Origin of the sequence: Pseudomonas sp. R84, from assembly GCF_009834515.1 — a bacterium.
GTDB lineage: Bacteria > Pseudomonadota > Gammaproteobacteria > Pseudomonadales > Pseudomonadaceae > Aquipseudomonas.
Genome location: NZ_CP019426.1, coordinates 2,844,741 through 2,870,640, shown reverse-complemented (window position 1 = coordinate 2,870,640; position 25,900 = coordinate 2,844,741). Strand labels below are relative to the sequence as shown.

22 protein-coding genes are annotated in these 25,900 nt (G+C 60.1%); 13 read left to right on the top strand and 9 right to left on the bottom strand.

Annotation, left to right across the window (positions count from 1 at the left end; all coding sequences use genetic code 11):
* Positions 1-25: 25 nt before the first annotated feature.
* The 4 genes from PspR84_RS12705 to PspR84_RS12690 all read right to left on the bottom strand — a co-directional run bounded on the left by PspR84_RS12705 (position 26) and on the right by PspR84_RS12690 (position 5,691).
* Positions 26-1,663, bottom strand: coding sequence for an ABC transporter substrate-binding protein (locus tag PspR84_RS12705; RefSeq protein WP_160057516.1), 1,638 nt, complete (start codon positions 1,661-1,663; stop codon positions 26-28).
* 93 nt (positions 1,664-1,756) lie between these two features.
* The gene (locus tag PspR84_RS12700) at positions 1,757-3,031 is read right to left on the bottom strand and encodes an FAD-binding oxidoreductase (protein WP_160057515.1); all 1,275 of its coding nucleotides are present in this window, start codon (positions 3,029-3,031) and stop codon (positions 1,757-1,759) included.
* Positions 3,032-3,075: 44 nt separating this feature from the next.
* Positions 3,076-3,744 carry a haloacid dehalogenase type II gene (locus PspR84_RS12695; RefSeq protein ID WP_123594359.1) on the bottom strand — a complete coding sequence of 223 codons (669 nt, stop codon included), beginning with the start codon at positions 3,742-3,744 and terminating at the stop codon, positions 3,076-3,078.
* Between the two features lie 474 nt (positions 3,745-4,218).
* Positions 4,219-5,691 carry an aldehyde dehydrogenase family protein gene (locus tag PspR84_RS12690; RefSeq protein WP_016987767.1) on the bottom strand — a complete coding sequence of 491 codons (1,473 nt, stop codon included), beginning with the start codon at positions 5,689-5,691 and terminating at the stop codon, positions 4,219-4,221.
* 242 nt (positions 5,692-5,933) lie between these two features.
* Here PspR84_RS12690 and PspR84_RS12685 point away from each other — a divergent pair, with 242 nt between their 5' ends.
* Both PspR84_RS12685 and PspR84_RS12680 read left to right on the top strand, forming a co-directional pair.
* Positions 5,934-6,791, top strand: a complete 858-nt coding sequence (locus PspR84_RS12685; RefSeq protein WP_160057514.1) for a GNAT family N-acetyltransferase — start codon at positions 5,934-5,936, stop codon at positions 6,789-6,791.
* 47 nt (positions 6,792-6,838) lie between these two features.
* Entirely contained in the window at positions 6,839-7,546 is a 708-nt protein-coding gene (locus PspR84_RS12680) for a cupin domain-containing protein (RefSeq protein WP_160057513.1), read from the top strand.
* 121 nt (positions 7,547-7,667) lie between these two features.
* Here the strand turns inward: PspR84_RS12680 and PspR84_RS12675 are convergent, their stop codons facing one another.
* Positions 7,668-8,678 carry a LacI family DNA-binding transcriptional regulator gene (locus PspR84_RS12675; RefSeq protein WP_160057512.1) on the bottom strand — a complete coding sequence of 337 codons (1,011 nt, stop codon included), beginning with the start codon at positions 8,676-8,678 and terminating at the stop codon, positions 7,668-7,670.
* Between the two features lie 177 nt (positions 8,679-8,855).
* On the opposite strand from PspR84_RS12675, the gene PspR84_RS12670 reads away from it, so the two are divergent.
* From PspR84_RS12670 to PspR84_RS12660, 3 genes are read left to right on the top strand one after another with little or no spacing between them, the layout of a single operon-like run.
* Positions 8,856-10,046: a Gfo/Idh/MocA family oxidoreductase gene (locus PspR84_RS12670; RefSeq protein WP_160057511.1), complete on the top strand. Its 1,191-nt coding sequence runs from the start codon at positions 8,856-8,858 to the stop codon at positions 10,044-10,046.
* A complete protein-coding gene (locus PspR84_RS12665) occupies positions 10,036-11,118 on the top strand; it encodes a sugar phosphate isomerase/epimerase family protein (RefSeq protein WP_160057510.1) in 1,083 nt (360 codons plus the stop codon). Before PspR84_RS12670 ends, PspR84_RS12665 begins: the two co-directional genes overlap by 11 nt.
* A gap of 42 nt (positions 11,119-11,160) precedes the next feature.
* Positions 11,161-12,399, top strand: coding sequence for a nucleoside permease (locus PspR84_RS12660; RefSeq protein WP_160057509.1), 1,239 nt, complete (start codon positions 11,161-11,163; stop codon positions 12,397-12,399).
* Positions 12,400-12,482: 83 nt separating this feature from the next.
* On the opposite strand, the gene ycaC is transcribed toward PspR84_RS12660, so the two are convergent.
* Positions 12,483-13,115 carry an isochorismate family cysteine hydrolase YcaC gene (gene ycaC / locus PspR84_RS12655; protein WP_007915995.1) on the bottom strand — a complete coding sequence of 211 codons (633 nt, stop codon included), beginning with the start codon at positions 13,113-13,115 and terminating at the stop codon, positions 12,483-12,485.
* A 128-nt stretch (positions 13,116-13,243) separates the two neighbouring features.
* Positions 13,244-13,840 carry a TetR family transcriptional regulator gene (locus PspR84_RS12650; RefSeq protein ID WP_160057508.1) on the bottom strand — a complete coding sequence of 199 codons (597 nt, stop codon included), beginning with the start codon at positions 13,838-13,840 and terminating at the stop codon, positions 13,244-13,246.
* 141 nt (positions 13,841-13,981) lie between these two features.
* Here PspR84_RS12650 and PspR84_RS12645 point away from each other — a divergent pair, with 141 nt between their 5' ends.
* From PspR84_RS12645 to PspR84_RS12630, 4 genes are all read left to right on the top strand, one after another.
* Positions 13,982-15,082, top strand: a complete 1,101-nt coding sequence (locus PspR84_RS12645; RefSeq protein WP_160057507.1) for an alkene reductase — start codon at positions 13,982-13,984, stop codon at positions 15,080-15,082.
* 61 nt (positions 15,083-15,143) lie between these two features.
* Positions 15,144-15,926: an SDR family oxidoreductase gene (locus PspR84_RS12640; protein ID WP_160057506.1), complete on the top strand. Its 783-nt coding sequence runs from the start codon at positions 15,144-15,146 to the stop codon at positions 15,924-15,926.
* A gap of 14 nt (positions 15,927-15,940) precedes the next feature.
* Positions 15,941-16,771 (top strand): alpha/beta hydrolase, encoded by an 831-nt coding sequence (locus PspR84_RS12635; RefSeq protein WP_160057505.1) that lies wholly within the window; start codon positions 15,941-15,943, stop codon positions 16,769-16,771.
* Between the two features lie 56 nt (positions 16,772-16,827).
* The gene (locus tag PspR84_RS12630; RefSeq protein WP_160057504.1) at positions 16,828-17,826 is read left to right on the top strand and encodes an NADP-dependent oxidoreductase; all 999 of its coding nucleotides are present in this window, start codon (positions 16,828-16,830) and stop codon (positions 17,824-17,826) included.
* A 199-nt stretch (positions 17,827-18,025) separates the two neighbouring features.
* On the opposite strand, the gene PspR84_RS12625 is transcribed toward PspR84_RS12630, so the two are convergent.
* A complete protein-coding gene (locus tag PspR84_RS12625; protein ID WP_095111883.1) occupies positions 18,026-18,958 on the bottom strand; it encodes an AraC family transcriptional regulator in 933 nt (310 codons plus the stop codon).
* A gap of 569 nt (positions 18,959-19,527) precedes the next feature.
* On the opposite strand from PspR84_RS12625, the gene PspR84_RS12620 reads away from it, so the two are divergent.
* The 4 genes from PspR84_RS12620 (at position 19,528) to PspR84_RS12605 (ending at position 23,467) form a co-directional block, all read left to right on the top strand.
* Complete coding sequence (locus PspR84_RS12620) at positions 19,528-20,877, top strand: MFS transporter (RefSeq protein WP_160057503.1); 1,350 nt, start codon at positions 19,528-19,530, stop codon at positions 20,875-20,877.
* A 99-nt stretch (positions 20,878-20,976) separates the two neighbouring features.
* Entirely contained in the window at positions 20,977-21,669 is a 693-nt protein-coding gene (locus PspR84_RS12615; RefSeq protein ID WP_160057502.1) for a fumarylacetoacetate hydrolase family protein, read from the top strand.
* Positions 21,670-21,719: 50 nt separating this feature from the next.
* Positions 21,720-22,478 carry an SDR family oxidoreductase gene (locus PspR84_RS12610; protein ID WP_034155520.1) on the top strand — a complete coding sequence of 253 codons (759 nt, stop codon included), beginning with the start codon at positions 21,720-21,722 and terminating at the stop codon, positions 22,476-22,478.
* A 32-nt stretch (positions 22,479-22,510) separates the two neighbouring features.
* Positions 22,511-23,467 carry a 2-hydroxyacid dehydrogenase gene (locus PspR84_RS12605; protein WP_160057501.1) on the top strand — a complete coding sequence of 319 codons (957 nt, stop codon included), beginning with the start codon at positions 22,511-22,513 and terminating at the stop codon, positions 23,465-23,467.
* 250 nt (positions 23,468-23,717) lie between these two features.
* Here PspR84_RS12605 and PspR84_RS12600 read toward each other — a convergent pair whose 3' ends face one another.
* Entirely contained in the window at positions 23,718-25,844 is a 2,127-nt protein-coding gene (locus PspR84_RS12600; protein WP_160057500.1) for a TonB-dependent siderophore receptor, read from the bottom strand.
* Positions 25,845-25,900: the final 56 nt, after the last annotated feature.

The window sequence follows — 25,900 nt, the reverse complement described above, 5'->3', positions numbered from 1 at the left end:
TACTGCCGCTCAAACCGACGGCTTATCAAGCGTCCAGCCAGACCTGCTCGGCGAACATGTAACCCATGAAGCCGCCCAGCGGATTGCTGCTGTAGCCTTTGATGCGTTGGTCAACGCCATCGATGTTGCTGATGAATACCGGCACGCCGATGCCGCTGTGGTCGTGCACCAGCGTTTGCATATCGGCGTACATCTTGCTGCGCTTGGCGTCGTCGGTTTCGGCGCGGGCGAGCATCAGCAATTGGTCGAACTGATCGTTCTGCCAACCGGACTCGTTCCACGGCGCTTTCGACTGGAAGAACTGCGAGAACATCACGTCGGCGTTCGGCCGCGGGTTGATGTTGCCGAAGCTCAGCGGGTGCTTCATCCAGTGGTTGGACCAATAGCCGTCGCTCGGCAGACGGTTGACGTCGAGTTTCAGCCCGGCCTGTTTCGCCGATTGCTGCAACAGCACCGCGATATCCACTGAACCGGTGGCGGCCGGCGATGCGACCAGCGGCATGCTGATGTTTTCCATCCCGGCTTTCTTCAGCAGGAACCGCGCTTTTTCCGGGTCATAGACGGTTTGTGGCAGGTCGGCGTTGTAATAGCGCGAACCCGGCGCAATCGGATGGTCGTTGCCGACCACGGCAAAGCCACGGAACACCGCCGATTTGACCTGCTCGCGGTCGAGCAGATACTTCATCGCCTGGGTGAATTCGGCGCTTTTGCCGGGCATCTGATCCTGACGAATGATCAAATCAGTGTAGTTGCCCGAAGGCGCATCAACGACCCGATGCTTGGCACTGGCTTTGATCCGGGTGGTAGAACGCGGATTGACCTCGTTGATCATGTGTACGTCGCCGGAAAGCAGCGCGTTGACCCGCGACGGTTCGTCACCAATGGCGATGAACTCGATTTCGTCGAGGTACGGCAGGCCTGGTTTCCAGTAACCGGTGTTGCGCGCAGCCACCGAACGCACGCCCGGTTTGAATTCCTTGACCTTGAACGGCCCGGTGCCGATGCCCTGATTGAAGTCGGTGGTGCCTTCGGGAACGATCAGCAGGTGCGACACAGCGAGAATCGACGGCAGCTCTGCGTTGGGGGCGCTCAGGCGGATCTGTACTTCGTTGGTGCCGGTAGCCTTGATCTCGACGAACTGCTCCATCAGCGGCATGACTTTCGAACCGGTGAGCGGGTCCTTGTGCCGCGACAACGAAAACACCACGTCGGCGGCGCTCAGGGTCTTGCCGTTGTGGAAGGTCACGTCTTTGCGCAGGGTGATGGTCCACACGGTGGCGTCGGTGTTGTCGATGCGCTCGGCCAGTTCCAGTTGCGGCACCAGATGCGAGTCGAATCGGGTCAGGCCGTTGTAGAACATGTAGTGGCGCACATAGTCGGTGGACAACGCGCCTTTGGCCGGGTCGAGGGTGTCCGCCGTGGAACTGGACATCCCGGCGACACGAATGCGCCCGCCCGGTTTGCCTTTGCCCGGTGTTGCCGTTTCATCGGCGAACAGCTTGCCCGCGGCGCCAAACAGGCTGCTGGCGCCCGCCGCGGCAACCCCCGCGACACCGAGCATTTGCAGGGCATGACGGCGTGACATGCCACGATTGAGGCCCTCGAAAACCCGCAGGCTTTCTTCGCCGGAGATCAGGGGTGAGTCGTTCTTGTTGTCAGTCATATCAGTGCTACCTGTCGAAGATGAGAAGGCTCGAGTGTTCCGGTTGACCGGAACGTCCTGAAACGCAAACGACGGTGACGCCACAACAGCAACTCAATGCAGATAATCCTGAAAGCGGTAATACGCGCCCACGAACGGCAAAAACCACGGCTTGCCGAAATGCCCGGGGATGGCTGGCCATTCAAGTTCGCGCCATGGATTGGCCTCAACGTTACCCGCCATCACCTCGGCCATGACCTGGCCCATGTGTACCGACATCTGTACACCGTGGCCGCTGTAACCCATGGAGTGAAAAACCCCGCCATGCTGACCGGCCCGAGGTAGCCGATCGGAGGTCATGTCGACCAGCCCGCCCCAGCAGTAGTCGATTTCCACCTCGGCCAATTGCGGGAACATCTGCACCATGGCGGCTTGCAGGACCTTGCCGCTCTTGGCGTCGTTGACGCTGTCGGACATGGCGAACCGCGCGCGGCCGCCAAACAGCAAACGGTTGTCCGGGGTCAGGCGAAAGTAGTTACCGATCATGCGGCTGGTGACATAGGCACGACGACACGGCAGCAATTGGTCGATCAACGCGTCTGGCAATACCTCGGTAGCGATGACGAAACTGCCGACCGGAACGATGCGCCGCCGATACCAGCTCAAGCCGCCGTGTTGACAAGCGCCAGTGGCGAGCAGCACCTGCCCGGCGTGCAGCGAACCCTTGCTGGTATTGACCTGATAGCCGCCGGCCCTGGCCTTCCAGTCCAGTACCGAAGTGCCTTGATGGATCAGAGCACCGTGCCGCGCCGCCGCTTCGGCCAAGCCGACGCCGAAGCGGCCGACGTGCATTTGCACGCCGTTGCGTTGCAGCAGAGCGCCGTGAAACTGTGCCGAATTCACTTCAGCGCGGGTCTGCTCAGCGGACAACAACTCGACATCGGCATCGACCTCACGACGAATCAGCTCACAAGTGCGCGCCAGGCCTTCGTAGTGCATGGGTTTGGCGGCCAGTTTCAGCTTGCCGTTGCGGATCAGGTCGCAGGCGATCTGCTCCTGTTCCACCAGCGAAACAACACTTTGCACTGCTCGCTCATACGCCTGGTAATAGGCGCGCGCCTTGTCCGCACCGAGGCTGGCACTGAGGCCGGCGTAATCCTGGGCCACTCCGGTGTTGCATTGCCCACCGTTACGCCCCGAGGCTTCGCCGATCACTCGCCCGGCTTCGAGCACGACCACACTGGCACCCTTGAGCGCCAAGGCGCGGGCCGCCGCCAACCCGGTGAAACCACCCCCCACGACGGCCACATCGACCTGCGCGGGCAATGCGCCGAGTTGCCCACCGGTGAAAGCCGGCGCGGTGTCGAGCCAGTAGGATTCACTGCCCATGTCTGATTCGCCTATGCCAGAAAAAAAGCCGATGCCGATGCAACTCAGAGACCGACCAGCGCCGGCAGTCCGCCGATGTCAGTGATCTGCTGATAGCCGTAAAACGCATTGCCCGGAACTTCGTGACCACGGGCGACGAAGGCCTTGTTCTTGATCTTCATGTCGTGTGCCGGCATCAAGTCGTAACGGAAGCTGGAGGACACATGCAAGATGTCTTCCGGGCCGCAGTTGAGGTTGTCGAGCATGAACTCGAACGCCGCCAGGCGTGGCTTGTAGGCTTGTGCCTGTTCAGCGGTGAAGACCTTGTGAAACGGCGCGCCGAGTTTGTCGACGTTGGACATGATCTGACTGTCGCTGGCGTTGGAAAAAATCACCAGCGGGATCTTGTCGGCAATTTTCGACAGACCGGCCGGCACATCCGCGTGTGGGCCCCAGGTTGGCACGGCGTCGTAGTACAGCTGACCTTCGTCGCGGTACTCGACGCCCCAACGCTTGCAGGTACGCGCCAGTGCTGTCTTGAGAATCTCGTCGTAAGGCATCCAGTCGCCCATGACCTGATCCAGGCGATAAGCCGAGAAATCCTTGACGAACTGGTCCATCTGCTCCGCTGGCACGCGATCGGCGAAGAGTTCGCGCGTCATGGTGCCCATGTGGAAATTGGTCAGCGTACCGTAGCAGTCGAACGTAATGAATTTGGGACGAAGAAAGCTCATTGGGTGCGATCCTGAAGTTCGTTGAGGTCATGGCGCGGCCAGCATTCGCTTGATTGGCAAGCGGTGATGCAACGCTGCAGCACACCGTCATTACAACACTGTGAATTCAGCAGATGGCGTTAAAAGCGACCTCTGCTCGATACAAACCACCGTTTTGGCCACCTGCCTCAGCAGACTTTGCGGCTCGCTCCAGCCTTGGGCAAACCCTGTATTTGTGCGCCCTTATGGACCTCTTTTGGCTGTTTGCGCGCAGGTTTTCCTGCATTCACCGCAGAAACTGCGCCGAGCAAAACGAAAACGGGCGCGTCCCTAAGGACGCGCCCGTTTGGCGGCTGATGCAAGCGTTACTGATGCCACTGGATGACCCGATCTCTGCGAGCGCGAACCTGCTCGCAAAGCGCTGTGTCAGGCAACATCAATGTCGCCTCAGGCGCCCTCTTCGCGAGCAAACTCGCTCCCACGGCTTGATCGGCATTACTGAACAATATCGATCAGCACACTCTTGAAGCGCAGATTGGCCTCGAACGCCTCGCGCCCCAGGTCCTTGCCGATACCGGAGCGTTTATAGCCACCGGTGGGCAGGATGTAATCGTTACTGCGCCCGTAACGGTTGACCCACACCGTCCCCGCCTCCAGTTTGCGCACCAGGCGCAAGGCGCGATTGATATCAGCGGTGTGTACGCCCGCGGCCAGACCGTAAGTGGCGTGCGCAGCCAGACTGAGTGCCTGCTCCTCGTCATCGAACGCCTGCACCGTCAGCACTGGCCCGAAGATCTCTTCGCAGACCGCCGGATTCTGATTGTCGACGCCGGTCAGCAACGTCGGTTGATAGTAAGCACCGCCCATTTCTTCAAACAGTCCGCCGCCGGTCAACACCTCGGCCCCGGCCTGGCGCGAACGCTGAACGATGCCATCGATGCGACTGGCCTGCAGACGCGAAATGATCGGCGACAGCGTGCTTTGCGACGACCACGTAGGGCCGGGACGCAGCGTCTCGAAGTAAGTCTGCAAGTGCGCCAGGAAGGGTTCCATGATCGAGCGTTCAATCAACAGCCGTGAGCCGGAGACGCACACCTGGCCAGCGTTACCGGTAATTGCCAAGGCCACGGTGCGCGCGGTTTTGGCAATGTCGGGGATATCGGCGAAGACCAATTGTGGACTTTTGCCACCGAGTTCCAGTGTGACCGGTTTGGGCCCGACCAGCGCGCACGTCGACATGATGCTCGAACCGGTTGCCGTGGAGCCGGTGAACGTCACTTTACCCACACGCGGATGCCGACACAGTGCGTCGCCCGTCACACGGCCATCCCCCTGCACGACGTTGAAGATGCCGGCCGGCAGCCCGGCGAGCAACGCCAGTTCAGCAAAGCGCAGACTGGAGAACGGCGTCAGCTCTGAAGGTTTGAGCACCACGGCATTGCCCGCAGCCAAGGCTGGCGCGACCTTCCAGGACGCCATGCTCAGCGGAAAATTCCATGGTGCGATGGCGGCGATCACCCCATAGGGTTCTGCAATCTGCATGCCCAGGCGATCAGTCTGGGTGGCGGCGACCTGACCGCCATGCTTGTCCGCCAGCTCGGCAAAAAAACGAATGCCTTCGGCCACATAGGGAATATCCCAGGCAATCACATCTTTGTGCGGGCGGGTTGAGCCGACAGCTTCCAGAGGCGCAAGAATCTCCGCGTCCGCCTCAATCAGATCGGCCCAGCGCCGCATCACCCGCGCTCGCTCGCGCGGTGGACGGCTGGCCCAGTCACTGCGATTGAAGGCCTGCCAGGCATTATTGACGGCTTCGTCCACCAGGTCGGCATCCGCCACCGGCAGTTCGGCATAGACCTGGCCGTCGGAGGGGCGAACCACTTCCAGCCCTGAATGCGCATCGCGGTATTGACCGTCAATGAAGTGGGCGCTGCGAACAGCGATAAGGCGGGGATCGAAGCTATTCATGGAGCACTCCAGAAGAGGGGCCGGCGAGTCATTACTCAGGCCTCCATCGTAGAAAAAAAGCCCAAGCATTTGCTGCCGACCTTGCCGTGCAAATAAGTAGTAAGTGTGGTCTTGCGGGCATCGTCTCGCCGAATCTGCCGAATGCGCGATCGCCCCTTGTCAGCGCTTCACCCAGATGGGATACAGGCACCATCGCGCCGCAAAACCGGGCGCTCGCGCACATTGTTCAACGGAGACTCGCCATGTCCGCCTCACACCCGTCCGCTTATGTTTATCGCCCGATGACCGCCGCCGATCTCCCCGCCGCCCATGCCTTGTCCGTGCAGCTGAAATGGCCGCATCGACTGGACGACTGGGCGATGCTGCAACGGGTCAGTGCCGGTTTCGTCGTGCTTGATGGCGAACGGTTGATCGGTACGGCATTCGCCTGCCCGCAAGGTGATTTCGCCACCATCGGGCTGGTCATCGTCAGCGACGACTACCAAGGCAAAGGCATCGGGCGCCAGTTGATGGAGCAAGCCCTCGATGCCTGCCAGGCGCGAACGCCCATGTTGAATGCGACCCTCGCCGGTGCGCCGCTGTATGCCAGTCAGGGTTTTGTCGAGTTTGGCAGGATCCAGCAACATCAGGGCCAGGCGCACGCACCGGCGCTGAGTGCGCTGGCCGAGGGCGAAGCATGTCGTGCCCTGACGGCTGCGGATCAGCAACAACGGTTGACGCTGGCGAACGCGGCCAGCGGCCTGGATCGGCGCGCTGTGCTGGACGACCTGGCGCCGGTGGTGGAGCAGTCCGTCGGCATTCAACGCGACGGCCAGTTGCGCGCCTTCGCGCTGATGCGCCCGTTCGGACGCGGCCGCTGCATAGGCCCGGTGGTTGCTGAAAACCTCGAACAAGCAAAGTACTTGATCGGCACATTGTTGAACCAAGTACCGGACGCCTTTGTGCGCATCGACATTCCGGCCGATTGTGGCCTCGCCGAATGGCTGGAAACAGCCGGACTCAAGCAGATCGACACCGTCGCGCAAATGGCCCGAGGCACGCCTCCTGCGGCCGCCAATGGCATGCGCCAGTTTGCTCTGGTTACCCAAGCCATCGGTTGATTGCGCTGTTGCAGTGCCTCAACGTTTTCTAATGGAGTGTTCTTCGTATGTCGCAACCTACTGTTCTGCTGTTGGCTCGCGCCGACGGTGGCCGCATCGCTACGTCTTTCGAACAGATGGCGCTGAGCGCCAGAGATCCTTTTGCCGCTGGCCGACGCGTTGCTTGGCACGGTGATGACAGCATCAGTGCAGGCATCGTTGAGGTTGGCGATTCGATGGAAATCGAGGATTGTCCGCACACCGAAACCATTGTCGTGCACGCCGGGCACGTGCGGCTGAAAGCCGGCGAACAGACATTGGCATTGGCTGTCGGCGGCAGCGCAGTGATCGGCCGTGGCACCTCGCTGCGAATAGAGGCTCAGGTCGGAACGCAATGGGCTTTCTGTGCAATGACCACTGACACCCCGACACCCGGCCTCACCGGCCTCGATCCGTTGGCGATGCTATCGCCGTCGGCGGCACCGCAAGAACAGATTCTGATTGGCGCGACACCACAATGCCGTTCCCGCAATGCCTTCGAAGATCCGGTAACCGATCTGCGTGTCGGTGTGTGGGATTCGACGCCCTACGAACGCCACGGCCGAGCACACACACTCAATGAGTTGATGCACCTGATCGAAGGCAGCGCCGCATTACTCGCAGCGGACGGATCGAGCGTTACAGTCGATACCGGCGACAGCGTGTTCGTACCGCGCGGCGCGTCCTGCGCGTGGAAGAGCACGCGCTATGTGCGCAAGGTTTACGCGGTTCGATAGTCGCCTGTTTTTTCAGAGCTCTGAGGATCCACCATGACTGTGGCGAGGGAGCAAGCGCACTCGCCACAGGTTTTTTTCTCTCGTGCTATCGCTTGGTTGCGTCGGCTTGGAATTCAGAGTTTCACCTGCCCGCTTGATCAACCCGCGCCGTGCTGTCGCGCTTGGTCAATGCGAACGGCAATACCACATGCCGTTGCGGCAACGGCTGTTTCTCGATCAGCGCGATCAGCATTTCCACGGCTTTCTCGCCGAACATTTCGGCGGGTTGGGAAATGGTCGTCAGCGGTGGATCGGAGTACGCGGCCATTGGAATATCGTCGAATCCGGCGAGAGAAATATCCTCCGGCACACGCAGCCCCTGCTCTTTGATCCGCTTGAGCGCGCCGATGGCCATTTCGTCATTTTCACAAAACAGCGCGCTCGGTCGGCTGTCGAGCGCGAGTAGTTTGCCGGCACCCGAATAGCCCGCGTCGAGCGTGAAATCGCCGTGACAGATAAGCGTGTGATCCAGCGCGAGACCGGCATCGCGCAGGGCCGCCTCATAACCCGCCAGACGATCACGCGTGAGCGGGCTGCCTTTGGGTCCTTTGATCAGTCCGATGCGCTGATGCCCCATCGCGATCAGGTGCTCGGTCATGGCTTTGGCCGCCGCAACGTTATCCAGACTGATCGTTGGATGCCGTCCGTGCCGGATGACTTCGCAGGCATTGACGATCGGGGTCAGTGCTGGCTCGGCGGCAGATTCTTCGAAGGGATCATAGGCGCGCAACTGTATGACGCCATCGGCTTGATGGGCGTGCACCAGATCAGCGAACTGGCGCTCAAGTGATGCCTGGCCCTGGGTGTCGCACAACAGCAACCGGTAACCGGCGGCCTGCGCGGCTTTTTGTGCGCCGCTGATCACTCTGGCGAAAAAGGTGTTGGCAATGGTCGGGACCAGAATCACCAGGTTTCCCGTTCTACGCGAGCGAAACTGCACCGCCATCAAATTCGGTCGATAGCCGGTTTGCTGGACGGCGGCCATGACCCGATCGCGGGTATCGGGCAGCACCCGCTCGGGGGACTTCAATGTTCTCGACACCGTTGCCACCGAGACACCCGCCAGCCGTGCCACTTCGCGGATATTGGACAAGACTGCCTCGCTCTTTCAATCAAATCGGCCGTCGAGCTTACCGCACAGCGTCACGCGCCGAAACGTTGGCATTCGTCAGATGCGGTTTGACACTCGCTGATTTCAGGCCTAGATTTTGCCGACAATGTAACCGGTTACATCATCAATGTTCCGCATGAATCCACTGAGACAATTGCCATGATTGCTGCAGGTCGAAAAATAAGAATGGGCTTCGTCGGCGGTGGTGAAGGCGCCTTCATCGCCCAAGCACACCGGCAAGCCGCCGGTCTTGATGGACGCTTCGAAATGGTCTGCGGTGCGTTCAGCCGCGACGCACACAACAATCAACGCAGTGGTGCGGCGCTCGGGCTGCCTGCGCAACGCTGCTATGACGACTGGCAGAACATGCTGGCCGCCGAACACACACTGCCGGCCGATCAGCGCATGGAGCTGCTGGTGATTGTCACGCCCAATCATCTGCACGCCCCTATCGCCAGTGCAGCACTGAGTGCGGGTTTCCATGTGTTCAGTGAAAAGCCTGCAGCGCTGAATCTGGCGCAAGTGCAGGACCTGGCCCGCGTGGTCAACAACAGCCAGCGAATTTACGCCCTGGCGCACACCTACCTGGGGTATGCGATGGTCTGGCAGGCACGCGAGATGGTCGCCAGCGGTGAAATCGGGCGCCTGCGCAAAGTCCTCGTCGAATATCCGCAAGGCTGGCTCAGCAGCGATGTGGCTGGCCAAGGCAACAAACAGGCGGGCTGGCGCGACAATCCTGAACAATCCGGCATCGGTGGCTGCATCGGTGACATCGGCACGCACGCGTTCTCCCTCGCGGAGTTTGTCGCCGGTCAACCCATCCAGTTCATCAGCGCGATGCTCGGCTCACATTTGAGCAGTCGCCAACTGGATGACGACGCCTCGATGCTGTTCAAAATGGCCGACGGCGCCAGCGGCGTATTAATCGCCAGCCAAGTGTGCGCCGGCGAAGAGAACCCGCTGAAGATTCGTCTGTATGGCGATAAAGGCGGGCTGGAATGGCGTCAGGAAGAGCCCGCCAGTTTGATCCATCGACCCTTGAATGAACCGATGCGCGTGCTGCGCTCGGGCCTTGGTCAACCTTGGCTGTGCGCAAACGCCACGCGGCGCATGCGCTTGCCCGCCGGACACCCGGAAGGCTACCTGGAGGCCATGGCCAATCTCTACGGTGACCTCGCGCAGGCCATTTTCAACGGTGCGAGCGGCCCTGACGCACCGGGCGTTCCCGGTATAGCCACCGGGCTGCGCGGCATGGCCTTCATCGAGACCGCCATCGCCAATCATTGCGGCGAAGCCAAATGGACTGCAATACCTGACCTTGCCAATGGAGCAACCGCCAATGAACGTTAATCAACAACGCCCGAGCGGGATGCGCGGCCCCGGCATTTTTCTCGCCCAATTCATCGCCGACGAAGCGCCTTTCGATACCTTGGCCAACATCGCGCAATGGGCAGCTTCTCAAGGCTACAAAGCCATTCAGTTGCCAACCCTCGGCACGCGCTTCATCGACCTTGAACGCGCCGCCGACAGTCAGGATTATTGCGACGAACTCATCGCTGTATGCGCCAAGGCCGGTGTGGTGATCAGCGAGCTGTCGACACACCTGCAAGGCCAACTGGTCGCGGTGCATCCAGCGTTCGACGCACTTTTCGACGACTTTGCCCCAGCAGCGCTGCGTGGCAATCCGCAAGCACGCACCGAATGGGCGATCAACCAGTTGAAACTGGCGGCGCGCGCCAGTCAGCGCTTGGGGCTGACGGCCCACGCGACCTTTTCCGGCGCCCTGCTCTGGCCATACGTCTACCCGTGGCCGCAACGTCCTGCCGGCCTGGTGGAACAGGGCTTTGCCGAATTGGCGAAACGCTGGTTGCCGATCCTCGAGTGCTTCGATGAGGCCGGTGTCGACCTCTGCTACGAGATCCACCCCGGTGAGGACTTGCACGATGGCGCCTCTTTCGAGCAATTCCTCGAAGCGGTGAATCATCATCCCCGCGCAGCGATTCTGTATGACCCGAGCCATCTGTTGCTGCAGCAAATGGACTACCTGGGCTTCATCGATCGCTACCACGCGCGCATCCGCATGTTTCACGTCAAGGACGCGGAGTTTCACGCCAGCGCCCGGTCCGGCGTCTACGGCGGCTATCAGGGTTGGGTTGATCGCCCGGGCCGGTTTCGTTCACTGGGCGATGGCCAGATCGACTTCAAGGCGATCTTCAGCAAACTGACTCAATACGACTTCAACGGCTGGGCCGTGCTGGAGTGGGAATGCTGCCTGAAAGACGCGGCACAAGGCGCTGCCGAAGGGGCGGCCTTCATCGAACGCCACATGATCACCCGAACCCGCAAGGCATTCGACGATTTCGCCGGTGTGAGCGCTGACGAGCTATCCAACCGGCGTCTGCTGGGCCTTGGCGAACGCTGATTACCACGCTGTTACCGACATAAAAATAATACGGTGATTGAAATGAACGTAATGAATGCGCGACTCAGCGTCATGATGTTTTTGCAGTTTTTTATCTGGGGCGGCTGGTTCGTCACCCTCGGCACTTTCCTCACCACGACACTGGCAGCAAGCGGCGGCCAAGTGGGAATGGCGTTCTCCACGCAGTCGTGGGGCGCGATCATTGCGCCGTTTGTCGTTGGTCTGATTGCTGATCGTTTTTTCAATGCCGAACGCATTCTGGCGGTGTTGCACCTGCTGGGCGCGGTGTTGCTCTTTCAGCTTTATCGGGCAGCTGATTTCAGCGCGTTTTATCCCTATGTGCTGGCCTACATGCTGGTCTACATGCCAACGCTGGCCTTGGTCAACGCAGTAGCCTTCCGCCAGATCAAAGACCCGGCCCGGGAGTTTTCCCGCATCCGCGTGTGGGGCACCGTTGGCTGGATCGTCGCCGGCATCGTGATCAGTTTCGGCTTTGCCTGGGACGCTCAACAGGCGATTGCTGCAGGCGGTTTGCGCAACACGTTCCTGATGTCTGCCGTGGCCTCGCTGGTGTTGGGGCTCTACAGCTTCAGCCTGCCGAAAACCGCACCGTTGAAATCCACCGCCGATGCGCCTGGCATCAAACAGATGCTGGGGGCTGACGCGTTGGGCCTGCTCAAGGATCGCAGCTATCTGGTGTTCTTTCTCGCGTCCATCCTGATCTGCATTCCTCTGGCGTTCTATTACCAGAATGCCAATCCGTTCCTGGCCGAAATCGGTGTCACCAATCCCACCGCGAAGATGGCCCTCGGTCAGGTCTCCGAAGTGCTGTTCATGCTTCTGCTACCCCTGTTCATCCAGCGTTTCGGCATCAAGATTGCGTTGCTGGTCGGCATGCTGGCCTGGGCCTTGCGCTATGTGTTGTTCGCCTACGGCAACAACGGTGACCAGGCTTTCATGCTGTTGATCGGTATTGCGCTGCATGGCGTGTGTTATGACTTTTTCTTCGTCTGTGGGCAGATCTACACCGATGCCAAAGCGCCCGAGCGCTTCCGCAGCTCGGCTCAGGGCCTGATCACCTTGGCGACTTATGGGGTGGGCATGCTGATCGGATTCTGGGTGGCGGGACAGATCACTGACCACTTCACCGCGCAAAACGGCCACGACTGGAGAAGTATATGGCTGTTCCCGGCAGGATTTTCGGTGGTGGTTCTGCTGTGTTTCGCACTGGCGTTCAAAAGCCGTGGCGGCGAAAAGGAAGGGATGCCGTCGACCGTCTAGAAACGCCGTTCTGATAGGCGCAGCGGCAGAAAACAGAAAAAGCCTGCTTTTCAGGGCAGGCTTTTCGTTTGCAGCGCGCAGGCTTACTTCTGCTGAGCGGTCAGCGCCGAGTAGCTGTTCATCAGGTTGCGGTAGTTCGGAATCCGCTGCGACAGCAGATTGCCCAGCCCTTCAATGTCGTTGCGCCAGTCGCGGTGCAGCTCACAGGCCACCGAGAACCAGTTCATCATCTGTGCGCCGGCCTGAGTCATGCGGCTCCACGCGGCTTGTTGCACGGTGGTGTTGAAGGTGCCGGACGCATCAGTCACCACAAACACCTCAAACCCTTCCGCCAGCGCCGACAAGGTCGGGAACGCTACGCACACATCCGTCACCACACCGGCAATGATGATCTGTTTACGGCCGGTAGCCTTGATCGCTTTCACAAAATCTTCGTTGTCCCACGCGTTGATCTGGCCTGGGCGAGCAATGTACGGCGCGTCCGGGAACATCTCCTTGAGCTCTGGCACCAGCGGGCCGTTCGGGCCTTGTTCGAAACTGGTGGTGAGGATGGTCGGCAGTTCGAAGAACTTCGCCAGATCAGCCAGGGCCAGCACGTTGTTCTTGAATTCGTTTGGCGAGAAGTCCTGCACCAGGGAAATCAGGCCGGTCTGGTGATCAACCAGCAGCACGATGGCGTCGTCTTTGTTGAGGCGGTTGTAGGTTGGAGTAGTCATGGTGTGCGTCCCTTTTGAGTTTTTGAAGTTGTTGTTGCGTTCAAGTTGGGTACAGATTACTGACGCACAGGGACGGGATAAATCGGCTGAAAAGCGTTTCACCGTCAACTCAAAAAGGACAATACCGATCAGCCAGGCACTTCTGCACTGTCGGCGGACATCAGCAACGACGCGGTCATTTCAGCGTGGCATACCGCAAGGATTTCATCGGCCAGCGCGGAATCAGCCGGGCAGGCCCGCGACAGGATGATCGCGCCAACCGCACGCGCCAGCATGTCGATCATTTTCACTCGCCCCTCACCAGATGCCGCGTCGGGCCCTGTCGGGTACTTGTCGCCAAGCGTCTGCAGCGTGCGCTCGATGCCGTCGGCAAACGCGGTTTTCACATCGTCAGACTGACGCGCTGCGTCGCCGCACAAAGCGGCCATGGTGCAACCGCTGCCCCGCCCGTCGCGATGTTCTTTCGACACATAGGCGTCGATGAAGCCTTGAACATCGACCATTTCGGCACCGGCTAACGAGCGCGCAAGGCTGTTGGCCGAGGCTTCGGACATCAGGTCGGCCTTCGAGCCGAAGTGTTTGTAAAAACCACCGTGGGTAAATCCGGCTGCCGCCATCAGGTCCGCGACGCCGACACCGTCAAAACCTCGCTCACGAAACAACACCGAAGCGGTCTCGACGATGTGCTCGCGGTTTGCCTGCGCCTGGGCTTTGCTCACTCTCACGTGCAATACCTCCGCTGAAAAATCATGCGCAGATGATACATAGATGTCAGCCATAATCAAAACCGTTGACAGTTTAGATTTCGATCATCATCCTAATTACAGACATTATCGCTGCTCATCCACAGGCACGGATCCAACCCCATGACCGATCAAAATCTGTTCACGCCGTACACGCTTGGCTCCCTGACGCTGGCGAATCGCATCGTTCTCGCGCCGCTGACCCGCAATCGAGCGGGCGAAGGCTTTGTGCCCAGTGAGTTCGCAGCCACCTATTACAGCCAGCGCGCCTCCGCTGGCCTGCTGATTTCTGAAGCGACGCAGATCTCCCGACAGGGCCAGGGCTATCAGGACACCCCGGGGATTTACACGCAGGCGCAGATCGATGGCTGGCGCAAGGTGACCGCTGCGGTACACGAAAAAGGCGCGAAGATCTTTCTGCAACTGTGGCATGTCGGCCGCGTTTCGCACGTTGACCTTCAAGAAAACGGCGCCGCACCTGTAGCGCCCTCGGCGATACGCCCGGCGACCAAAGTGTTCGTCAACAACCGCTTTGAAGACGTTTCCGCGCCGCGAGCACTGGACATCAGCGAACTCCCGGGGATCGTCAACGATTTCCGTCAGGCAGCGGTCAACGCGATCGCCGCGGGGTTTGATGGTGTGGAAATCCACGGTGCCAACGGCTATTTGCTCGATCAATTCATCAAGGATGGCGCCAACGTGCGCACCGATGCCTACGGCGGCTCGATTGAAAATCGTGCGCGCTTGTTGCTGGAAGTGACGGCCGCGGTCGTCGCCGAGATTGGCGCAGATCGCACTGGCATTCGCCTCTCGCCGGTGTCGCCGGCCAACGGGGTTTCAAGCAGCGACCCGCAAGGGCAATTCGACTACATCGTCGAGCAACTCGATGCGCTGGGCATCGTTTATCTGCACGTGGTCGAAGGCGCAACCGGTGGGCCGCGCGATATCGCGCCGTTCGATTTCGGCTCTCTGCGCCAGCGTTTCAAAAACACCTACATCGCCAACAACGGCTATGACCTCGACCTGGCGAACGCGCGAATTGCCGAGGACCACGCCGATCTGATCGCCTTCGGTCGCCCGTTCATTGGCAATCCCGATCTGGTCGAGCGCCTGGCGGCCGGTGCGCCATTGGCCGGTTTCAACCCCGCCACCCTGTATGGCGGCGGTGCGGAAGGCTACATCGACTACCCGACCCTGGCTGAATGGAGCACTGCTGCTCAGTAAGCCGAGCTTCAGCGCATTTACTGCCTCTCCTTAATCGATGTTATTGAAAAGAGATGACCCTATGAACGCCCACCCTGCTGTTCTGATCACTGGCGCCTCTACCGGCATCGGCGCGGTCTATGCCAAACGCTTCGCTCAACGCGGGCACGATCTGGTGCTGGTCGCCCGCGATCTCGAGCGCTTGGAAACACTCGCCGCGAAACTGCGTAGCGAACACAGCGTCACCGTGGATGTGCTTCAGGCCGACCTGACCCAACTCAAAGACCTGACCACCGTCGAATCGCGCCTGCGCGACGATGCGCGTATTGGCATCCTCGTCAATAACGCGGGTGCCGCGCAGTCCGGCAACTTCATCGAGCAGAGCACCGACCAAGTGGCCAATCTGGTCGCCCTCAACACCACGGCACTGGTGCGGCTCGCCAGTGCCATCGCTCCCCGTCTGGCGAAGGCCGGTGACGGCGCCATTATCAACATCGGCTCGGTGGTCGGTCTGGCCCCGGAGTTCGGCATGTCGGTGTACGGCGCGACCAAAGCGTTTGTACTGTTTCTGTCGCAGGGCCTGAGCCTGGAACTGTCGCCACTGGGCGTCTACGTGCAAGCCGTGCTGCCGGCCGCGACGCGTACCGAGATCTGGGATCGCGCGGGCATCGACATCAACACCTTGAGCGAGATCATGGAAGTCACCGATCTGGTCGATGCGGCGCTGGTCGGTTTCGATCGTCGCGAGCCGGTGACCATTCCGCCGCTGCATGAAAGTGAGCGCTGGGATGCCTTGCAGACCGCGCGGCAGGGCCTGCTGGCGCAGATCCGCCAGTCGGCAGTCGCCCAGCGCTATCTGGCGTGATTGCAGTGGAACACATGCCTTTCGTCAACGCCGCCAACCAATCGATTTTGGTTGGCGGCACGGCGTTCGCCTATCGAGACCTCGGCCCGAAATCGGCGGTGCCGCTGATCCTGCTCAATCATTGGGGCGCGGCACTTGACGACTTCGACCCGCGAATCGTCGATGGTCTGGCGCGAACCCGGCGCGTGATCGCCATTGACTATCGCGGTGTCGGTGGCTCAGCCGGCACAGCGCCCCTGACCGTCGCGCAGATGGCCGACGACGTCATCAGCCTGATCGCAGCGCTGAAATTCACCAGCGTCGATCTGCTGGGTTTTTCCCTCGGCGGATTCGTTGCTCAGGACATCGCGCTCAAAGATCCCGCCTTGGTGCGGCGCCTGATTCTGACCGGCACCGGACCGGCTGGCGGAGTCGGTATCGCCAAGGTCGGTGCGGTTTCCTGGCCACTGATGTTCAAGGGTTTGTTGACCCTGCGCGATCCCAAGTTCTACCTGTTTTTCACCACGACCGCCAACGGACGGCGGGCCGCGACAGACTTTTTGCAACGCCTGAAAGAACGCCGCAAAGATCGCGACAAGCGCCCGACACCCAGCGCTTTTCTACGGCAGTTGAGAGCCATCAAGGCATGGGGAAAACAGACACCACAGAACCTTGGCGGCCTGAAAATTCCGACATTGGTGGTCAACGGTGACAACGACATCATGGTGCCCACGGTCAACTCGATTGACCTGGCAAACCGGATTCCCTACGCGCAACTGATCATTTATGAGGACGCCGGACACGGCGCGATTTTCCAGAACTACGCTGACTTTGTCAGCAAGGCGCAGGCGTTTCTCGATCGCTGAACCAGTCTGCTCAGACAACACTGCCCTCCCCCAGAACCGTGAGAGCCGCCCCCACCATGAAAGCTTATTTTATCGATCGCTACGGCAAGCAGAACGGGCGTATTGGCGATATCTCCGAGCCTGTAGCCGGCGCCCATGACGTGCTGATTGAAGTACATGCTGCCAGCGTCAACGTACTCGATTCAAAGATTCGCAGCGGCGAATTCAAACTGATTTTGCCGTACTCATTCCCCTTGGTGCTGGGCAACGATTGTGCCGGCGTGGTGATTGCGGTTGGCGCAGCGGTCAAGGGTTTCAAGCCCGGCGACGCGGTGTATGCGCGCGTGCCCGAACAGCGAATCGGCACGTTCGCCGAGCGAATCGCCGTCGACCAAAACGCGGTGGCCTTGAAGCCCGCCAACCTCGATATGGAGCAAGCCGCGGCTATTCCTCTGGTCGCCCTGACAGCCTGGCAAGCGCTGGTCGACATCGCCCGTTTACAAAAGGGTCAGAAGGTCTTGATTCACGCCGGTTCCGGCGGTGTCGGCAGCATCGCCATTCAACTGGCCAAACACCTCGGCGCGGTTGTCGCGACCACCACCAGCACCGCGAATGTCGAATGGGTTAAAGCGTTGGGCGCAGACGTGGTGATTGATTACAAACAGCAGCACTTCGAGGAGGAACTGCGCGACTACGACGTGGTGCTGAACAGCCTCGGCACCGACGTGCTGGGAAACTCGCTGAAGGTACTCAAACCGGGTGGTCAGCTGATTTCCATTTCAGGCCCGCCAACTGCCGAGTTCGCCAAGGCGCAAGGCCTGGCGTGGCCGCTGCGGCAAGTCATGCGCTTGTTGAGCCTGAGCATTCGGCGCAAGGCGCGCAAGCAGGATGTCCGTTACAGCTTCCTGTTTATGCGGGCCAACGGTGCACAGCTGCAAGAAATCACCACCCTGATTGAAGCCGGCGAAATAAAGCCCGTGCTGGATCGCACCTTCGCCTTCGAGTCAGCGGGCGAAGCCCTGACTTACGTCGAACAGGGCCGTGCGAAAGGCAAGGTAATTGTGCAGATCAAATAGTTGCCTGCCTGTAATCATCTGGCGAAAGACCCATGGATAACGTTGCCTGCGACACCGAAAAGCCCCCCGCCGACGAATTGCAAGACACGGAGAACAAACACCCACCTGAACCCGCGAACCACGAAACGCCCGACCCTAAGCAGCACAACGCAATACTTGGTGTTGCTCCGATCGTCTGGCGGCCCTTGATGCTTGAGCCCTAGGTGTTCAACGGCGATTGCGGTGTATCCGGATTGAGTTGCCGGCGGCGAAACTGTCCCGGCGGCTGACCGTGAATCTGCCGAAAGCGTCGCGAAAAATAGGCTTCGTCAGCGAAGCCGCACAACCGCGCCACCTCGCCCACCGAGCGCGTGCTGTTGAGCAGAAAATTGCGCGCCGCGTGCATCCTGCGTTCGAGCACCAGTTCGGTGAAGGTCTTGCCGATCTCCTTGCGCAACCAGTGCGTCAGATAGGTCGGCGACAGGTACGTCGCCGCAGCCACCTTGATCAGATTGAGATCGGGGTCGGCAATATTCTTGCGCAAATATTCGAACATGCGGCCCAGCGCATCCCGACGGCTGACCTCGGCCGCATTCTCTTCGGCCAGACGCTTGAGTGGCTCGGCGTAAAGAAAACACACGCTGCCAATCAGTTGCAGCAACAAGCCCTTGAGCATCTCGCGCGTCCCAAACTGACGGTTCTCGTCCAGCGTGCGCATCTGCTCGATCAAGGCACAGACCTTGGCGAAGTCCTCATCCCCAAGAATGAAATCCAGATGCTCCTGAAAGCGGAATGGCGATAACTCCGGCGCCAGCAGGATCGACACTTCTTCCAGATCCATCGGGTCGCACTGCAAATGCGGCAACAGAAAGGTCTGGGAAAAATTGATCACCATGAAATTGCTGTCCGCTGGATGCGGGATTACGTGCACCCGGTGCGGCAGGATGAATGCCAGGGTGTTGCGCGGGAACGGACGCTCGACGTTGCCGATGTGCTGCACGGTGTCGCCACCGAGGTTGATCTGAATCTGGAAATACTCGTGTCGATGGGGACTGGTCTCGGCGCGCCGGCCCTTTTTGTCGCGAATGTAGAAGTCGGTCAATTCGCTGCGCTGCTGCATGACATAGGTGGGAATACGGCTGAGTGACGACATCTGCGCAGAATCCTCGACAAGTATTGGCAGTGAGCTGACGACCCTAATCTTGCAGACATGTACGCAATACACGCAAGCAGTCATACGACGACCTGCCTTTCCAAGGATTTTTTATCCTCGATATGGCGTTTAGCCTGTCCAAAACCGTCGAGAACGCATCAAGATTTTTTATTGTTAATAATCAATGGATTAACAGCAATGTCTAAAAAGACACTTAGGAAATCATTCGATTTATTTTTTGGACAGGTTTAGCAACGCCGCTTTCATAGAAAAAAAACGTTCTAACCCCTCGGTTGCTTTACCAACGTTGTACGACCACTGTGAGCCGACGCAGCCCAACCTCTTCCAAAAACAATCACAGGTGTGCACGTCATGATTCTGCTATTCCCCCTCGCCACCCCTCCCGACATTGCCCCGATCACGCCGACTGGAAGACGTTTCTGAACGTCTGACGCTGGCTGCTCGCACCGTTCGTTTCAGTATCGATTGGCATGCCCCGACCATCGCGGGCAAACGCCTTCGGCTGCACGAAAACATCTCGACTCTTCTAACAATAACGAGGTCTCTTCATGTCGAATTCACATGCTTCCCAAGCCACCGTGCCGCCGGTGATAGACGGCGCCCGGGACGCCGTCGTGCCGCAACGCCTGCCCTCGCGGCGGCGCTGGTTCATGCTCTCGTTGCTGCTGATCGCGACGATCATCAACTACATCGACCGGGTCAATATCTCGATTGCCGCGCCGTTCATGGCCAAGGATCTTGGCTTGGACAAGATCGAGATGGGCCTGATTTTCTCGGCATTTGCCTGGACTTACGCCTTGGCCCTGGTGCCGGCCGGGTTCATCGCCGACCGCTTCGGTTCGCGCTTCACTTACGGGGTTTCCCTGATCAGTTGGTCGACGGTGACCGTGTGCCAGGGCTTTGCCACGGGCTTCGCGTCCTTGTTCGGGTTGCGTCTGGCGGTCGGTGCGATGGAAGCACCGGCGTTTCCGGCCAACAGTCGTGCGGTGACGGTGTGGTTTCCGGCGCGGGAACGCGGTCTGGCCAGCAGTATCTACGTCTGCGGGCAATATCTGGGGACGGCGCTGTTTACCGGTGCACTGCTCTGGCTGGCAACCACCTTCGACTGGCGTCACGTGTTCTACAGCACCGGCGTACTCGGCATCGTGTTCGGGGTGTTGTGGCTGTACCTGTATCGTGACCCGCTGAACTGCAAGAAAGTCAGCAAAGAAGAACTGAAGTACATCGAAGCCGGCGGCGGTCTGGTCAAAAGCAGCCAGGAGCGCACCCGCTTCAACTGGCGGCAAATCGCCGAATTGTTCAGCTACCGCCAGATCTGGGCGATTTGCATCGGCAAATTCGCCAGCACCTCGGCGCTGTACTTCTTCCTGACCTGGTTCCCCACCTACCTGATCGAAGAACGCAAGCTGACCATGATCAAGGCCGGGATCTTCGCTGTTCTGCCGTTTGTAGGCGCGACGGTCGGCATCCTCCTCGCCGGCATCGTCTCTGACTTGTTGATCCGCCGTGGCTACTCGATGTCGTTCGCCCGCAAGTTGCCGCTGGTGATCGGCTCGATGCTGGGCATGTCCATCGTGCTGGTGAATTTCACCGACTCGAACACGATCTGCATCGCCGTGCTGACCATTGCCTTCTTCGCCCAAGGCATCGCGTCGTCTTCGTGGGCGGCGGTGTCGGAAGTTGCGCCCAAGGAGTTGATCGGCTTGACCGGCGGGATCACCAGCCTTGCCGCCAACATCGGCGGCATCGTCACGCCGATCGTGATTGGCGCGATTGTGCATGCCACCGGTTCCTTCGCTTGGGCCTTCTGGTTCATTGGCGGCGTAGCCCTGATCGGCACCCTCTCCTACTCGCTGTTGCTCGGGCGCTTGTACCGCATCGAATTGAAGGTGCGCTGAAGCCAACAGCACCGTTTTCTCCAACTGCAGGCGGCTTTCGTCCAACTTCACCAACGACTGCCGCCGTACGCTGAAGCTACCAACAGGACTCTTAACAGGATGAACATGACCGAATACGTCTTCACCCCGGATCTGCCCGTGACTTTGCCGGTTGTCGGCAGTGAGCAGCGCTTTCCCGTCGGTCGGGTGTTTTGTGTCGGCCGCAACTACCCGTGGCCAGACGCCATCGGCCAGTCGCGCCAGCCGCCGGTGTTTTTCATGAAACCGGCGAGCAATGTCGTCGACGCCGTTGGTGAGGTGGCATTCCCTTCGCTGACCGATGATTTCGCCCACGAAATCGAACTGGTGGTAGCCATCGGTGAAGGTGGCGCGAATATCCCCGAAAGCGAAGCGCTGGCCTATGTCTGGGGTTACGCCGCCGGCCTCGACCTGACCCGCCGTGATGTTCAGCGCGCCGCCAAGAGCAATGGTTTGCCGTGGGAAGGTGCCAAGGTATTTGACGGGGCCGCGCCGATGACCGCGATTGTCCCGGTGACCCGCGCTGGCCATCCCGAAGGCGAATTGTGGTTGAACGTCAACGGCGAGGAGCGTCAGCGCGACAGTCTCGACAGCCAGATCTGGTCGGTGGCTGAAGTCATCAGCCGGATCTCCCGGTCAGTGGCGCTGAGGGCCGGCGACCTGATCATGACCGGCAGCCCGGCCGGCGTCGACGGCCTGCAACCGGGCGATGTGATCAACGCCGGAATCGACGGCATCGGCCAACTGGAAATGCGTGTCGGCCGCAAGGCTTGAACGCCCTGCACGCCTCAGTGATTTGAAGACAGGAGAACAACAAAATGTCCATCACTCAACCTTTGAAAGTCGCGCTGGTCACCGGCGCCGGCAGCGGAATCGGCCGCTCTGTGGCGCTTGGCCTGTTGGCCGACGGCTACACCCTGGTGCTTGCCGGTCGCCGGCCGGAACCGTTACAGGCGCTGGTCGAACTGGCGGCAAGCGAGGGGCACGAAGCCCTGGCGGTGCCCACCGATGTGCGCGACCCGGCCAGTGTCGATGCGCTGTTCGCAACCATTGCCGAGGTTTACGGACGGCTGGATGTGGTGTTCAACAATGCCGGGGTCAATGCCCCCGCCGTGCCCTTGGATGAGTTGACGTTCGAGCAGTGGCGCAACGTGATCGACACCAACCTCAACGGGGTTTTCCTGTGTGCTCGGGGTGCCTTCGGCCTGATGCGCCGTCAACAGCCTCAGGGCGGACGCATCATCAATAACGGTTCGATTTCGGCACACACGCCACGTCCATTCAGCAGCGCCTACACCGCCAGCAAACATGCGGTGCTGGGCCTGACCAAATCGCTGGCGCTGGACGGTCGTGAATTCAACATCGCTTGCAGCCAGATCGATATCGGCAACGCCCTCACCGAAATGTCGGTACGCATGACCAAAGGCGTGCGCCAGGCCAACGGCAGCATCGCCGTGGAGCCAATGGTCGACGTCAAGCATGTCGCCGATGCGGTGCGCTACATCGCCGGCCTGCCGTTGTCGGCCAACGTTCTGAACATGACCGTCATGGCCACCGCCATGCCGTTTGCCGGCCGCGGTTGATCCGGCCTTTTTATTCGGTAAGAGAGGTTTACATGAAGCCAGAAATCCTGCAGCTCAGCCCGATCCTGATTCCTGAAATCAATGCGCGTCTCGATGAACTGTTTACGGTCCGACGCTATTTCCAGCAGGCCGACAAACAGGCGTATTTGCAGGAACACGGCGCGAATATTCGCGGAGTGATCACCGGTGGCCATACCGGCATCACCCAAGCCGTCATGGCGCAACTGCCGAATCTTGAGGTGGTGGCGGTCAACGGAGTCGGCACCGACGCGGTTGACCTGGCTTACGCCCGTGATCGCGGCATCCGCGTGACCGCGACCATTGGCGCGCTGACCGAAGACGTCGCCGACCTTGCCATCGGTTTGCTGATTTCCGTGTGTCGCGGGCTGTGTACCAGTGATCGCTATGTACGCTCGGGTCAATGGCCGCACAGCGCCACACCGCTGGCGCCTCTGCCGCTGGCACGTCAGGTGTCCGGCATGCGTATCGGTATCGTCGGCATGGGCCGGGTTGGCCGCGCGGTGGCCAGCCGAGCGGCCGCCTTCGGCTGTCCGATCAGTTACACCGACCTGCAACCGATGAGCGATGTACCCCACACTTTCGTCGCCGACCTCAAGCAATTGGCCCGCGACAGCGATGCGCTGATTCTCGCCGCCGCTGCGGACAAGGCTGAAGCCATCATCGATGCCTCGGTGCTCCAGGCCTTGGGCAAGGACGGTTATCTGATCAATGTGGCACGGGGCAAACTGGTCAACGAGGCTGATCTGGTGGCGGCGCTGAATGCCGGAGAGATCGCCGGTGCGGGGCTGGATGTGTTTGTTGATGAGCCGAATGTGCCAGAAGCCTTGTTCGGTAACGAGCAGGTGGTGCTGCAGCCGCACCGTGCCAGCGCGACATTGCAGACGCGCACGCGCATGGGGGAAATGGTAGTGGCGAGTTTGCTGGACAGCTTTGCAGGGAAAACGCCGCAGGGTTGTATCACTGGTTAAGTGGCAGGTGCCGAACAGCGGCCCTCACCCTAGCCCTCTCCCCCAGGAGAGGGAACCGATTTGGGGATATTGACGATAAACGCCGACCTGAAATAACGCCTGTGAATCCAATGCCGTCAAGCATTACCGATGGGCCCGTAATCGACGCGATCTGTCAGGTCGATGCATAACCCAAGACACCTCGGTCGGCCCCCTCTCCCTCAGGGAGAGGGCTGGGGTGAGGGGCCGCCGTTGCAGCGTCGAACGCGGCTTACAAGGTGTAGGAAATCCCCACCTGCACCGTTCTCGGCGCACCCGGATAGGCGTAGACATTACCGAACGCGCCCTCTTCATAATCCCGATCAAACAGGTTCTTCACGTCAAGATTGAGCCGCACTTTCTCGTTGACCTTATAGAAACCGAGCAAATCGACAACGGTGTAGCTGTCCATCGAGAAGGCAGTATTGGCGGTTTGCCCGGCGCGTTCGTCGACATATTTGAGTCCGGTACCCAGGCCCAGGCCTTTTAGCGCGCCGTCCTGAAACTCGTAAACGTTGAGCAGGCTGAAGCTATTCTGCGGAATGTTCATCAGCCGCGTGCCCGAACGGATCACGTTGTCTTTGGTCACTTCGGCATCCACGTAGGCGTAGCCGCCGATGACGCGCCATTCGGGTGTCAGGTTGCCGGCGACGTTCAGGTCGAAACCACGGCTGCGCACTTCCCCGGCCGCCACACTGAAGGTCGAGTCCACCGGGTCGGTGGTCAGCACGTTGCGTTTTTCGATCTGATAGATCGCCGCGTCGACGCTCAACTGATGATCCAGCGCTTCCCACTTGATGCCCATTTCGTAAGACTTGCCTTTCTCCGGGGCGAAGCCTCCGCCCACGCGGCTTGCACCGGTATTGGGCTTGAACGAGCGCGCAGTGTCGGCGTAGACCGCCAGCGTGTCGGTCAGATCGTAGGTCACGCCGAGTCGTGGAGTCACCGCGTTGTCGCTGGCCTGCCAGTTTTTGCCGCCTGGCACGTAGGTTTCATAATCGTGCTCGAATCGTTCGAACCGCGCCCCGGCCAGCACTTTCAAGCGCTCGGTCAACGCCACTTGGTCCTGCACGAATGCGGCGTAGGTCTTGAGGTTTTCCTTGTCGTGGGTCGGCGTGCGGGTCAATGCCGGGCGTGGCTGACCGTAAACCGGATCAAAGATGTCGATCGGGTAGGCGCCGATCGCACCACTGGAGCGCTGAATGATCGACTTGTAGTCGTAATCTTCGTATTCGATACCGGTCAGCAAGGTGTGCTGCAAGCCACCGGTGCTGAAATGCCCGGTCAGATTGAGCTGGGTGTCCTTGTCGGTCCACTCCAGTTTGCGGTAGTTGAAATTGCGCCCCAGGGTTCGACCGTCATCGGCAATGCCGTTGGCTTCGATGGCATTGCCCTCAAGCGAGCCGTCGAGCCACTGGAAACCACCGCCCAGCGTCCAGTCATCATTGAGCAGATGTTCGAAGCGCAGTTGCGCCATGTTGTTGTCGTTGTGCAATTTGCCGGCGTCTTTTTCGCCGAAAAACGTGTCCCGCGAGGCGGTGCCAATCTGCTTGGCGTAACGCGTCACACCGCGATCCAGCGGATGATTGTTGCGCATGAAATCACCCTCGAAGATCACCCGGGTGGCATCGCTGGCCTGCCAGGTCAGCACTGGCGTGATGCCGTAGCGCTCAGTCTCGACGTGATCGCGGAAGGTATCGCCGCCCTCACCCACCACGTTCAGTCGATAGGCCAGGCGCCCCTCTTCATCCAAAGGGCCGGAGGCGTCCAGCGTGCCGCGCTTCATGCCTTGATCATTCAACTGGCTGCCCAACGTGACCGTGCGCTCGGCCAACGGCTGCTTGGACACGACATTGAAGGTGCCGCCCGGATCGCCACGGCCATAGAGCATCGTCGCCGGCCCGCGCAGCACTTCCAGACGCTCGATGGTGTTGGCGTCGGGCATGTTCGGGTAGCCGCGATTGATCGGGAAACCGTTGCGGTAGAACTCGCCAGTGGTGAAGCCGCGCACGGTGAACGTGGTCAGGCCCTGCCCGCCGAAATTGTTCGCGCGGCCGACGCCGCCGGCGTAATCCAGCGCGTCTTGCAGACGGGTGGCGCCGAGGTCTTCGACAGCATCTTTAGTGACCACGCTGATCGATTGCGGGGTTTCATGGATCGAACTGTCGGTGCGCGTGGCGCTGGCCGAGCGCGTCGCGCGGTAACCCTGCACCGGGCCGTCGGCCCGTTCGTAATCCGCTGTACCGACCACGTCGGTCGCCTCCAGCTCTAGCGCTGAGGATGTTGAATCGGCCTGTTCGGCCCACGAGGAAGAAGACAACGCCTGCAGCACGCAAATGGAAAGCAGAGTACGACGCATGAAATGAAAACCTTGTGAATAGGCCAGAACGAAGGGTGAAACCGCCAGAACAGCGG